Source organism: Psychrobacter sp. ANT_H3 (genome assembly GCF_027919975.1).
Classification (GTDB): domain Bacteria; phylum Pseudomonadota; class Gammaproteobacteria; order Pseudomonadales; family Moraxellaceae; genus Psychrobacter; species Psychrobacter maritimus.
Map to the genome: position 1 here is coordinate 51,462 of NZ_JAQISM010000025.1, position 13,365 is coordinate 64,826.

Annotated in this window: 10 protein-coding genes; 5 read left to right on the forward strand and 5 right to left on the reverse strand. The window is 42.7% G+C overall.

Annotated elements, in window-relative coordinates:
* Positions 1 to 75: 75 nt before the first annotated feature.
* Positions 76 to 1,326, reverse strand: a complete 1,251-nt coding sequence (lpxB, locus tag PG901_RS11710) for a lipid-A-disaccharide synthase (RefSeq protein ID WP_442966909.1) — start codon at positions 1,324 to 1,326, stop codon at positions 76 to 78.
* A 552-nt stretch (positions 1,327 to 1,878) separates the two neighbouring features.
* On the opposite strand from lpxB, the gene PG901_RS11715 reads away from it, so the two are divergent.
* Entirely contained in the window at positions 1,879 to 2,961 is a 1,083-nt protein-coding gene (locus tag PG901_RS11715) for a 3-deoxy-7-phosphoheptulonate synthase (protein WP_201619352.1), read from the forward strand.
* 150 nt (positions 2,962 to 3,111) lie between these two features.
* Here PG901_RS11715 and pepN read toward each other — a convergent pair whose 3' ends face one another.
* Positions 3,112 to 5,754 (reverse strand): aminopeptidase N, encoded by a 2,643-nt coding sequence (pepN, locus tag PG901_RS11720; protein WP_271134503.1) that lies wholly within the window; start codon positions 5,752 to 5,754, stop codon positions 3,112 to 3,114.
* Between the two features lie 445 nt (positions 5,755 to 6,199).
* Here pepN and PG901_RS11725 point away from each other — a divergent pair, with 445 nt between their 5' ends.
* Positions 6,200 to 6,862: a DUF6231 family protein gene (locus tag PG901_RS11725; RefSeq protein ID WP_271134504.1), complete on the forward strand. Its 663-nt coding sequence runs from the start codon at positions 6,200 to 6,202 to the stop codon at positions 6,860 to 6,862.
* 88 nt (positions 6,863 to 6,950) lie between these two features.
* On the opposite strand, the gene tnpB is transcribed toward PG901_RS11725, so the two are convergent.
* Positions 6,951 to 8,102 carry an IS200/IS605 family element RNA-guided endonuclease TnpB gene (gene tnpB, locus PG901_RS11730; RefSeq protein ID WP_271134505.1) on the reverse strand — a complete coding sequence of 384 codons (1,152 nt, stop codon included), beginning with the start codon at positions 8,100 to 8,102 and terminating at the stop codon, positions 6,951 to 6,953.
* A gap of 276 nt (positions 8,103 to 8,378) precedes the next feature.
* Here tnpB and pal point away from each other — a divergent pair, with 276 nt between their 5' ends.
* Both pal and PG901_RS11740 read left to right on the forward strand, forming a co-directional pair.
* Positions 8,379 to 8,894 carry a peptidoglycan-associated lipoprotein Pal gene (pal, locus tag PG901_RS11735; protein WP_271134506.1) on the forward strand — a complete coding sequence of 172 codons (516 nt, stop codon included), beginning with the start codon at positions 8,379 to 8,381 and terminating at the stop codon, positions 8,892 to 8,894.
* Positions 8,895 to 9,103: 209 nt separating this feature from the next.
* The gene (locus PG901_RS11740; protein ID WP_271134507.1) at positions 9,104 to 9,823 is read left to right on the forward strand and encodes a 4'-phosphopantetheinyl transferase family protein; all 720 of its coding nucleotides are present in this window, start codon (positions 9,104 to 9,106) and stop codon (positions 9,821 to 9,823) included.
* Between the two features lie 120 nt (positions 9,824 to 9,943).
* On the opposite strand, the gene PG901_RS11745 is transcribed toward PG901_RS11740, so the two are convergent.
* Positions 9,944 to 10,825, reverse strand: a complete 882-nt coding sequence (locus tag PG901_RS11745; RefSeq protein ID WP_271134508.1) for a hypothetical protein — start codon at positions 10,823 to 10,825, stop codon at positions 9,944 to 9,946.
* Between the two features lie 654 nt (positions 10,826 to 11,479).
* Here PG901_RS11745 and PG901_RS11750 point away from each other — a divergent pair.
* Positions 11,480 to 12,238 (forward strand): IclR family transcriptional regulator, encoded by a 759-nt coding sequence (locus tag PG901_RS11750; RefSeq protein WP_271134509.1) that lies wholly within the window; start codon positions 11,480 to 11,482, stop codon positions 12,236 to 12,238.
* Between the two features lie 169 nt (positions 12,239 to 12,407).
* Here PG901_RS11750 and mmsB read toward each other — a convergent pair whose 3' ends face one another.
* Positions 12,408 to 13,361 (reverse strand): 3-hydroxyisobutyrate dehydrogenase, encoded by a 954-nt coding sequence (gene mmsB / locus PG901_RS11755; protein WP_271134510.1) that lies wholly within the window; start codon positions 13,359 to 13,361, stop codon positions 12,408 to 12,410.
* Between the last annotated feature and the right edge of the window lie 4 nt (positions 13,362 to 13,365).

A 13,365-nucleotide genomic window follows, 5' to 3' on the forward strand; every position in this document is an offset into this window, starting at 1 on the left:
ATCTAGATATTAAAAAATTTAAGTGTGATGCAAATAATATTCAAGCTAGTTTAATTATGCTTAGGGAATTTACCTTTATTGAACTTGGGATTGATGATTATCCTGCAAAAACCACTGTTCAATCACGCTATTAGCAGGGTCATGATTACTCTGCTGTTGTAATAGATGCTTGGTATCAATGAGCGCCTTTAATTGCTCAGCATAGGCGCGAGGCTGCAGCAGACGCATTACGGTACGACAGATATTATCACCACTTGCTTGCTCTTGGATAAGCTCAGGAACAATCGCGCTGTCTGCCAAAATATTGGGCAAACTGACATAAGGCACTTTAACCAAACGTTTAGCAATCTGATAGGTCAGCTGATTTAACTGGTAAATCACCACCATAGGACGCTCAAGTAACATGGCTTCCAAGGTTGCAGTACCCGATGCCAGCATCACCATATCTGATGCCGCCATCGCTTGCTGACTAAAGGTTGGTTGGCTGTCATCATAGACCACCACAATCGCCGCGCGCAGCTGCTCTGAGCGCTTATCAATGACATCTTGCACGATATATTGATGATTTTGATCGACCGTTGGAATGATAAAACACAGCTTTGGGTCTAATAAAATCAGCTTTTGGATGCCATCGAGCATGAGCGGCAAGATTGCTGTAATCTCACCCCGTCTCGAGCCTGGCATGACACAGATAAGCTGGCTGACATCATCAAAGCGGTCGATAAAAAATTGCTGCAAGCCGTCATTATGCCAGACCAATTCACTACGGCGCTGATTGACTGGCGTCTCAAGTAGCGTCTGATCAATGGTTCGTAGTAGCGGATGACCGACACATATCGCCGGATGATTATGACGCTCATAAACCGGCAGCTCAAATGGGAATAAGCAAAGCACCAAATTGGTTGCCGCTTTAATATTGTGAATACGCGACTCACGCCATGCCCAAATAGAAGGGCTGACATATTGTGCGCAGAATACCCCTTGCGGCTTAAGCTTCTTCGCCACTCGTAGATTAAAATCAGGCGCATCGATGCCAATAAACCAATCAATATCGGCGGCTTTAAAGGCCGTTAATAATTCACGGCGAGCTTTAAGCAAATCAGGTAGTTGCGCCATCACTTCTACCAAGCCCATTACTGCCAAACGCGATAATGGAAAAATACTTTGTAGCCCTTGCGCTTTCATTTTTGCGCCGCCAACACCCACCCAAATGATATCATCACGCAGGTTATTCATCTGCTGCATAAAATCTGCGCCCAAGCTATCCCCTGACACTTCACCAGCGACAATCCCTATGACCAGTGGCGCACCCGTCACAGCAGGCATTGCCTCATAAGCATTATAGCCATCAGGCGCTGACGTTAAATCAGAAGGTTGGTGAGGCGTAGCAGAATCTGTCATGACAAGCTCTCAATATCAAGTTAGTACCATCAAAGCAGTACAGTTAAAATAGGACAAAAAATACAATATGAATATTATAAAATATAGTATATGAAATCGCTCATAAGATGCCTGTTAAAAGCCACCTTAACAGCATTTATTAGGCTCAAGCTCAACTTATCAGTCTTAAATGCAGTTGTTTATAAGCTCATCATACGTGACAGTGCTTAAAATAGCTAAATTAGCCAATAAAAGCTCGATAATTACTGTCTAAAACCACAACGCTTATTCATTAGCACAGACAAAATTAACTTTCATTTTAACACCTAATTTTCACATCTACTAACCCCAGCATATAGCTCAGACTCGGCAATGATAACGAAGTTTTAACCTTAGTATTCCAGTTAGCAGTCAATTAACTGTGCGACTGCCCTTGTCAACCGGCGCTTTTGTCCGCATAATGAATATCCCTATAAATCAGCTAGACGATATATAACCATGACAACACCAGTTATCCATAATGCAGATATTGACGACGTGAATATTGAAAAATTCATTCCTTTAATCACTCCCGCTGAGCTAAAGTCTGAGCTACCTTTGTCGAATGACGCCTATAACACGGTTCTAAAAGGTCGCAATACCATCCAAGATATCCTCGATGGTAAAGACAAGCGTCTATTTGTGGTTATTGGCCCCTGCTCTATTCACGATATTAAAGCCGCCCACGAATATGCCGATCGCTTAGCCGTATTGGCAAAAGAGATTGAAGACAGCATCTTCGTTGTGATGCGCGTCTATTTTGAAAAGCCGCGTACCACGGTTGGCTGGAAAGGCATGATTAACGACCCTGATATGAACGACAGCTTTGATATCGAAAAAGGTCTGCGCACTGCCCGTAAGCTACTACTTGATTTGAACGAAAAAGGTCTGCCGTGTGCGACTGAGGCATTAGACCCAAACACGCCGCAGTACATGCAGGATTTGATTAGCTGGTCAGCGATTGGCGCGCGTACGACTGAAAGCCAAACGCATCGTGAAATGAGCTCAGGCTTATCGTGCCCAGTTGGCTTTAAAAATGGTACAGATGGCGGTATGACGGTTGCTGTTAATGCCATGCAAGCAGTGAAAGAAGGTCATAGCTTCCTTGGCTTATCAGCAGATGGCAAAGTTTCTATCATCAAATCAAAAGGCAATCCTTACGCACACGTGGTACTACGCGGTGGTAACGGTAAGCCAAACTATGATGAAACCGCTGTTGCGCAAGTAGAAAACGAGCTGGCAAAAGGCAAGACCAATAGTAAGATTATGATTGACTCAAGCCATGCCAACTCAGGTAAAGACCCGTATCTGCAACCGATGGTCATCCAAAACGTTGCCGAGCAGATTAAAAACGGTAATAAATCTATCATCGGTCTGATGATTGAGAGCCATTTAAAAGGCGGCAATCAAAAGCTGACGGCTGATTTGAGCCAACTTGAATATGGCAAATCTATCACCGATGGTTGCTTAGATTGGGATAGCACGGTCACTGCCATGCGCAATCTACGTGATATGGTTAAAGACGTATTGCCGAATCGTTAATCTTTAATAACAATTGCCCATAAGCAAACGTCATTAAGTTTTTTAAGCATGATTAAGCGTTTCATAAAAAAGCCCGTCCGATAATAATATCGGACGGGCTTTTTCTTATAAAATCATTTAGTTTATGGTTATAGAGTCATTTAATTTACCCTACTCGCTCGCTGACCCTAAAACACTGTTTAAGCTTTCAATTACGTGCTTAGAAGTCGCTTGCTTTTGCAGTTCAAGCAACTGCTCATGCGCCATTTGACGACGTGGTTCAGCCAAGGTATTCCAACGTGCCAGCACTTGTAATAAACGCGATGCTAACACAGGATTGGCGTCATCCAGCTTTTTAATCACAGCGATATAAATATCTAAACCCTCTTGTGTCCATAAGACCGTTGGCTGCGAGGTAAAGGCGCTGATAACCGAGCGTACACGGTTGGGCGTATTCCAATCAAAATCTGCATGCGCAAGTAAGGATTTAATAGTATCAGGTGTGACCGTATCAGCAGAGGCTTGCACACTGAACCATAAATCAATGACCAAATCATTATTTTGGAAGCGCTTATAAAAGTCCGCCAAATAGGCATCAGCATTTGCCAGTTGATGATTGACCATCACTTTTAACGCGCCAAAACGTTCTGTCATACAGCTGGCATTATCATACTGTTGCTGCGCCCATTCATCTGCACCAGCAACGTTGGCGGTCAATGCCATATCGAGTACCACATTACGTAAAGCACGGGTGCCACGAGCGGCGGCACTGTCTTCATAAGCCTGCATCGGTAGCTGCTTATAAAGCTCAGACCATTGATCTTTTAGCGCCTCTGCCAGCTGTTGATATAAGCCTTCACGCTGTGCTTTTACCAGCTCTGGATCGTAATCTTTATGAATAGCAGATGCCAACTCCGGTGCTGACGGAATATCAAGCAAACGTGCCGCCAACATCGCATCACTAGCAGCCAATTCAGGTAAGGCCTGCGCCACTGCTTGCAGATATATCTCAGGACTGCTTTTCGCGCCTTGACCTTGCAGCAAAATGCGATTGACAAGCATTTGCGTCACTTGCCAGCGGTTAAAGCCATTGTTCTCATATTTAAGCAAAAACGCCAAATCTTCATCTTGATAATCATAATTGAGCTGTACTGGGGCGCTAAAATCACGTAGCAAGGATACTACTGGCTCGCTTACTACATTTTCAAAGGTAAAGGTTTGTGTGGCTTGATCGAGCAGCAACATACGCTCAGCGACGATAGCACCAGACTCTTTATCAAATAGTGCGGTCGCTACGGGTATCGGCAATGGTTTTGGTGCATCAAAGCCTGCAACATGACGGGTTTGCTGACTCAAGGTAATGGTCAATATTTGCGTAGCGCTGTCATAGTATTGGTGACCAGAGACCACAGGCGTACCGGGCTGACGATACCAATCGATAAAGTCCTCAATCTTGCTATCGGTAATACTAAGCGCCGATAAAAAGTCTTCAACTGTGACCGCTTGCCCATCATAGCGACGGAAATACTCATCTGTCCCTTTGCGGAAGTTGTCTGGCCCTAGCGTATTGGCAATCATACGCACGATTTCAGCGCCTTTCTCATAAACAGTGGTCGTATAAAAGTTATTAATCTCAACGAAGCTCTCAGGGCGTACAGGATGTGCAAGTGGTCCTGCATCTTCGGCAAACTGATGGGCGCGCAAGGTTGCCACATCATCGATACGCTGGACTGCACTTGACTGCTGGTCGGCTGAAAATGACTGATCACGGTAAACGGTAAAGCCTTCTTTTAGACACAGCTGAAACCAATCACGGCACGTAATGCGATTGCCCGTCCAGTTATGAAAGTATTCATGGGCAATGATAGATTTGACACTAAAGCTGCGCGAATCCGTAGTCGTCTCAGGGCTAGACAGTACACAAGCGGTGTTAAAGATATTTAAACCCTTGTTTTCCATCGCCCCCATATTAAACTGGCTCACCGCCACAATCATATAACGGTCTAAATCATAAGCGCGACCATAATTGACCTCATCCCATTGCATCGAATCTTTTAAAGCTTGCATGCCGACAGCACATTTATCGATATCTTCAGACTTCGCATACAGCTCAAGCATTACCTCACGCCCTTCGCTCGTCGTATAGCTATCAGCCAATACATCTAAGTCAGCGATAACACAAGCAAACAAATAGCTTGGCTTATTGGTCGGGTCTTGCCAAATCGCATAATGACGCTCAGGTGCATCCGACACTTCACCCGCTTCTAGCAAATTACCATTACTCAAGAGCGTTGGGAAACGCTTATCAGCTTCTAAGCGTGTGGTAAATATCGCCAGCACATCAGGACGGTCTGGATAAAAGGTAATCTTGCGAAAGCCCTCTGGCTCACACTGGCTGACAAACATGGTATCGTCACCACTACCGGCAATATATAAGCCTTCAAGCGCCGTATTGGTATGCGGATGGATGCGTACTTGCAGCTGTAATTTGGTGTTTTCTGGCGCATCGGTAATGGTCAATGCGCCCTCAGCTTGCGTATAACGATTACGAGAAAGCGGCTCATCATTAAGCTTAATAGACATCAGCTCAAGTGCTTCGCCATACAGCACCAAGTCGCCGTCAGTCTGACGCTGCATCACCAAAGTACTATCTACAATAGCATGATCATCAAATAGCTTAATATCCAAATCAACGGTTTCGACATCAAAACTTGGTGGTCTATAGTCTTTTAAATGAATTTTACTTGGAGCATGTGATGGCACATCTGGCATGTCAGGATTGATAATTTGAGCAGCGGTTTCAGTGGTGGACATGGAAGTTCCTATTATTATTTATGATAAAAAACTTGTGATAAAAAAGCTTGTGATAAAAAAATACGATAAAAATGTATGATCAGTTATATTCAAGCGGGTCATCAATGAGCAGCCGTTTTATTATGATTGCATGGCTTATGAAACATAGCTCATGAAATATAATTCATGAAACATAGTTCATGAAGCATAACTCCTGACATATGGCTTACAACACTTAGCTACATTGCTCTAAACCACCAAATTTCAAGTGCGAGGATGAATAAAAACCAGCTTAGCATTTATTACTCAGGTAGTAGTCAGGGCTAGCATGAACCGCTCGCCTTTTTATTCGTTTATTAATCACTATCCCCTTTATCAATCACAGCAGTTAATCATTGGATAATGCGTAGTAACATGATGTAATAGGCTGATGACTAATCTGACTACCAATTAAACGACCAACCTTATGACGAATTATGCTTCAAACATTACTTTACCATTATTAAGTGCTTATATTGAGGCGTTACTACCTTCATTAGCCACGCCTACCCGGAGTCAAGTAACTGAGCAACTAACCTCTGTCGATAATCATCAGGGTGAAATATTGTGGGTCGTACCAGATAAACAGGAACGCTTAAATCTGCAAGCCCAACTTAGAGATAGCATTGCTATTATAAAAAGCAGCGCGCCTGATAGTCTCTATAAGAACGATGAAAAAAATGATGAGATGGCAGCATTGCCTATAGCGACTTTAACCGAGCTTACCCAACAAGCGCGGCCTGAGCGTTATAATTTGGCCTGCTTTTGGCTACCTACCTTATCGGCAGAATTACTACAACAGTATATCCCCCTACTCATGCGCTATCGGGACATCTATGCCGCCCATTTACTTATCGTGCTTGATAAGGCAATAGATTTGCGCGCTTACGGTTTGACACCGTTCGATATTTTGAGCGAAGCATCTTTAGACAAGGATATCACTCATCAAAAAAACACCTCTTCATTGACGGCATCATCGCCCATATCCGCCACACTTTGGCAGTTTAATTTGTACGATTATAAGCAGTTGCCAAATTGGCTCAATGCTGATTACTGGGCGAACCCTGAAAACTGGGGTAAGAACCGTTGATGAACTACCCACTACTTTAGAGGTAGGGGTTTCTTAGGTAATACCCATACTTGATACGGTATTCTGTATCAGCGGTTAGGTAAATTGACTAAGCTAACTCCGTCGCACCGACGGTTTTGAGTGTGGCCAGTTTCAAACCCTCATTGAGAATGTTGATACTGGCGTTAATGTCCCGATCATTGGTTTGCAAACAACTAGGGCAATCCCATGATCGCAATGATAAGGGTAATTCAGCCTTGGTCAGCAAGTGATTGCAGCCTGAGCAGGTTTTAGAGGATGGATACCATCGGTCTATTTTAATAAGCGTTTTGCCATACCATTCCGCTTTATAAGCAAGCATGGTGGTGAATGTTGACCATGAACTGTCTGATATGGCTTTGGCGAGTTTATGGTTCTTAACCATACCCTTGACGTTTAAATCCTCTATGGCAATCACATCGTGGTTTTTGATGAGATTAAATGAGAGTTTGTGTAGAAAGTCAGTGCGGCTACTGGTTATTTTCTCATAAACTTTAGCGACTTTAAATTTTTGCTTTTGATAATTGCGACTGTCACTAAGTTTGCGATTAGCAAGTTCGGCAACTGCTCTACGTTTGGCTAAAATCTTTTGTGCGCGAGTTAACTTGTCTTGCAGCTTCGATAAAAACTTAGGATTAGCAACTTTCGTGCTGTCCGATAAGACGATAAAGTCTGTCAATCCTAAATCAATACCGATGTTAGAGTGTGTTTTTGGTAGTGGTGTGGCAATGGTTTCAACCAATAAGCTGACATAGTATTTGCCTGATGGGGTTCTACTGATGGTAGCGCTCTTAATCAAACCGTTTATTTTATTCGGGAATTTAGCGGGGATATGGCCAATCTTAGGCAGTTTAACGGTGCTCTCTGTGATCGCCACTGTGCCCTTTTGGTTGTTGGTGGTGTAGCTATCGCGTTGCCCTTTTTTCTTGAACTTGGGGAAGCCTGTGCCGTTTTTAAAGAACGACTGATAGGCTTTTTGCAAATGACGTTCAACTTTAGACAATGCCAGACTATCGACCTCTTGTAGCCACTCAAACTCTTTTTTATACTGAGCAGGGTAGTTTTTGAGGGTTGTTTTGGTTTCTTTATAGTGCTCAATCTTATCGCTAAGCATCTTATTCCAAATAAAGCGCACACAGCCGAATGACTTGGCAAAGAATACTTGCTGGTCAATGGTCGGATATAGTCTGACTTTATAGGCTTTTAGGATCTGCTTTGGCATCGCTGCTTGTTGTTAATAAGTGGTATGATTATTAATTATAATACCACAGGTAGTAAGGACTGCTACCAATAACGCCTTCATCCCGATACTTTAGAAGTAGGGGCTTTCTGCGCGGTTTTTGGTAAAATATCGGATAGGTATATGTAAATTCTCGAATTATTTACAGTAATACTACTTACATAAAGTAACATTTAGTATATGATAGATAGTAATTGCCTAAGTTTTACCAAAAGCAGTTTACAACAACAAATGTCATTAAAATTTTAGGAGCTCATTATGTCAACCAGTTTTTCAAAAATCGCTGCTCTAGCAGTATTATCAAGTGCTGTGGTATTGGCATCAGGTTGTGCCAACAAACCTAAGACGGAAGTTGTCGTGGCCCCACTAGGTATCCCAGGTGGTCAAGCGGGTTATAACGGCGCGGTTATCGTCGGTAACTCAAATGCTGTTATTACTGGTGCTGAGAACCTGCAAGCAGTTGTATACTTTGCCTTTGATAGCAGTGAAATCACTTCACAAGCGGCTGGCGTCTTAAACCAACATGCCGGTCTACTAAGCTCAAATCCAAACGCTGGTGTTGTTATCGCTGGTCACACTGATGAGCGCGGTAGCCGTGAATATAACATCGCCCTAGGTGAGCGCCGTGCCCAAGCTGCACGTGATTATCTTGCGGCCCAAGGTGTTGCGGCAAATAATATCCGTGTCATCAGTTATGGTGAAGAGCGTCCAGCAGCTGCCGGTACGACTGAAGATGCCTATGCACAAAACCGCCGTGCTGAATTGTCTTACTAATCGCTTTTGATAAGACTTTGTTAGCCTAAATTAATAAGTAGCAAAAAGCCCAGCAAATATATTGTTGGGCTTTTTGCATTCTGCTACGCTAAAATGAATTGTTAAAAGTGGTTTATATTCTGACAAACCGCAGCTATGACTAATTTAAAAATACGAAGAAACCTATCTCTCAACAGCTTTAAGCTAATAGCCTTTACTATAAATAAACGATGCCAACCTTAAACTTACATAATATCCAATACAGTCAACTTGATTCCACGACGTGGTGCGCGACGGCTCAGGTAACTGCACCTTTCTCTCAAAATCGCGTGGATTTATTGAGTAATTCACAAGTTCCATCTGCACGCGAAACCGCCTATCATCAGCGCCAGCAGCAACGTGCTGGTGTGCGATTGTTATTACAATCTCTACTTAACAAGCTAGGTATTATGGACAGTTTGGATGACGTAAGCTTCCCCTATCGACTTGTTAACAGCCAATATTACGTGTGCTTTAGTCATACTGGGGCAAGCAGTCAAAATAATTCTACTCAGCCGAACAGAGTAAAACCTTTTAACGGGTTAGATAATAAAGTTGCGGTTGTTATCAGTTGTCATCGACCGGCAGGCATCGATATAGAAACCAATAACGTTGAGTGGCGGGTGGCAAAGCGCTTTTATCATATTAATGAGATTGCTATCTTACAAGCTCTAACCATTACTCAGCGTGACACTGTCGCTAAGTTACTATGGCAAATAAAAGAGTGTTTTATTAAAATTCATCAATATACCCTTGCCCAAGGTTTGGGTATGGATTACTCCTATCTCATTACCGGCTTAGTAAACGGCATCGAAGCACAAGCACAGCTACCTTTGTTAGCGTTTAACGATGATAAAACCGCTTACTATCTCATCTTACTATCTGAGCAGCAGACAGTGATTGTCTATTAAAAAGTATTTAATGTAGGCACATCATTCTGACTTTATTTTAGACAAAAAAAACGACCCTCTTCAGGATCGTTTTTTTATTACTACTTATCTTCTAACAACAGTCCTTAGACTGTGATTAGCTTAGAAGCGGTAAGTTGCACCAACTTTAACAATTGGCATCCACTCTAACCAGTTTTTATCTTCAAGTTCTTTTTCAGCTGATGCAGCTAAATCTTTACCAGTAAGTCCTGTGATAGCATTACCGTTAGAATCTTCTGCTTTAAGAACTTGGTTAGGATCTAGACTGGTGATAGTAGCATCAGTTTTACCCATATAAGCTGCACCAATCTCACCAAATAAACCGAAGTTGTTAGTGATATTAGGACGGAAACCAATAGTTGCATAAGGTGCTAGTTTGTTACGATGCTCTACTGTACCAGCTAAAGCAACGCCGCTAGCATCATATTTAATATCATTAACTTTGTAGTATCCACTAATGCCTTCGCTAGGGTTAGCAGTGACATCGATATCGTTATCAGGAACGATGATACCAGCACCCATAGTGAACCAGTTAGCTGCAGGACGTAACTGCACACCTAGGTACGGGTTACTAAAATCTGAATCAACTTCATAGTTTACGCCGTTTGCATCAAAGTCACCGCCGAATAGGTCAGCAACATCGCCACCTGCCCAACCAGCTTGTAGTTCAGTTTTGTCGTTAAGTGCCCAACCGATGTTAGCACCATAACCTAAAGTACCAACTTCAGCGCTGATAGCAGCTGGATGAGTAACGGTTTGGAAGAAAGTTTTAGTACCACCAACAACAGCACCCGTAGTGTTACGTACAACACCAGCGTCAGCATTATATGCATAAGCAGGCTCAGCTTGATAAGCAACAGCTACTGGCTCAGCTTCGTATACAACTGCTTCATTGCCATCAACAACGATAACTGGCTCAGCTGCTAATGCAGCACTTGATGCTAAAACAGCAGCAGAGATTGCCGTTAATTTAATAAGTTTCATAGAATACTCTCCTAAAGTGTGAAATAACTCGCCCGTAAAAAAATGATAATTTAGCTTTTTTTAAACAACCATTTTGTTGAGCAGATTAAAACAATTTTGGCTTGAAAAGTCACCCCCATGGATGCGCTTTTTATTTGCCGTTATGTAAAGATTGCATAGATATTGTAATAATTGCTACACCAATCCGCAAAACTTCGCTTTCCTGTTACACAATACTCTCAAAGCAACTGAATAGCACAAACACGAATATTGAATCGCTTAACGCTCATGTAAAGGTATTACAAAACATGTCAGTATAATGACCTATGTCACACTTTAACTCAATTACAGTTATAGAGTTTATTACTACAGTTTGTTGTGGTTTGTGAGTTAACGTATCTAACATTACCTAATTACTGATAATTTAGAAGCCAGATAACTTAAAAAACCAGATGATTTAGAAAGCTGTTAGTTAATACTTAGTATGAATAGCAGTATGGTACATAAATGTGTTTATATTTAATAAGATATAAGCTTGTCTAAGCGCCATAATATGCTAAATTAGTCTTAGTCATAAAGTTGCTTTGAGACTATGAATTTACGGGTCTTTAACTGACTGATTACGGCGTCTTTTGTTCTCTGCTTTATTTTTATCATTCTTATTGAGCCATCTATATGCCTAAAGTATCGTCGATTACCCGTGTGTTAGAGATTATCGAAGCCGTATCTTACGCTTCAAAGCCCCTCTCGCCACTTGAGCTATCGCAAGAGCTTGATATCCCAAAACCGACCATTCATCGATTGATTCAAAATTTGGTCGATGAAGGGTTTGTTACGGTGGATATTGGTGGCGGTATTATTCCTGGCAAACGGGTACGTAATTTGAGCGTCGAGCTTTGGCAACAGCGCCAGTTCTTTAATGAGCGCCAAATAATTTTGCACAAATTGGTTGATGAGATTGAAGAGACTTGTGGTATCGCCATTCCTTATCAGATGGACATGATGTATACCAATCGTGCTAAGACCTCGCTACCGTTACAGATTTATCTCCCTGTCGGCGCAAAATCACCGATGTGGTGTACGGCCACCGGCAAGCTTTATTTAAGCCAGTTATCGGCGACCAGCCGCGCTAAAATACTGCAAGGGCTTCCGCTAGATAAATTTACTAAGAATACGATTACTGATATTGATGGGTTAAATGCCGAGCTTGATCGTATTGCAGAGACGGGTATCGGTATCGACAATGAAGAGTTTATCTCAGAGATGGTAGCAGTATCGGTGCCTGTATTGGATAAAAAATCACGCTATTTGGCTTCTTTATATATTCACGCCCCAACCATCCGTGTGTCATTAGATGAGCTACTGACACACGTGCCGCGTTTGCAAACAGCTGCGCAGGATATTCAAGCTTTGGTGTATGAGCTGCAAAACTAGAGCCTGTATCATTAAGAAAAAATATGATCGAACATAAAAAGGTCCGCGCTATAAAACTAGCGCAGACCTTTTTTATACTTTTCTTAGCAGCTCTATCAAGAACAGTCTTTTAATACTTCATTAAAGCACAATATTCAAAACAGTTTAATAAACTTAATCTTTAAGACCGTTAAGACAATACTGAACTGTCATGACGCGCCATAATACTAGAAAAATCCTTATCACCGTTGTCTACCGTATGTGCTTCGTAAAGCTCCGTCGCTTTGGCACCCATTGGGGTTTCAACATCGGTATCCTTAGCCGTTTGCATCGCAAGGTTAAGATCCTTTTGCATCAGCTTACTCATAAAGCCGCCTTTATAACCGTTGCTAGAGGGGACGTTCTCCATCACTTGCGGATAAGGGTTATAGACCTCTAACGTCCAATTACGACCTGAGCTTTGTAACATAATATCTGACAACACTTTTGGGTCGAGACCGTTTTTAACCCCCAAATTAATCGCCTCTGCCGTTCCCGCCATTAGAATCCCTAACAGCATGTTATTACAGATTTTCGCAACTTGTCCGGCACCATGGTCGCCTGCATGAAAGATGTTTTTGCCCATAACAGCGAGTATCGGCTCGGCTTTGGCGAACGCATCAGCGCTGCCACCGACGATAAAGGTTAAACTACCAGCGATAGCGCCGCCCGTACCGCCGGAGACTGGCGCATCTAAAAAGTCGATACCAAGCTTACTTGCAGCCTCTGCCACCGTTCTTGCATCAGCTGCCGCGATGGTACTGCTATCGATGACCAATGTACCTTTGGGTAGTTCTGCTAGTAAGCCATTAGCTCCATCATTGCCTAAATAGACAGAATGGACGTGTTTGCCCGCAGGCAACATGCTAATGACGACTTGTGCATTGCTCGCAGCATCTTTAGGGCTAGCAGCCACACTGGCACCTGCTTGTTGCAAGCGCGCGGTCGCCTCCGCAGACAAATCATAGACAGAGAGCATATAACCCGCCTTTAATAAATTCTCTGCCATCGGTGCGCCCATATTGCCAAGCCCAATAAAGGCTATATTTGGCTTGGCAGTATTGTTTGAGTCTTTATTGCTTAAATCTGAATCCTTTGTACCCATCTCA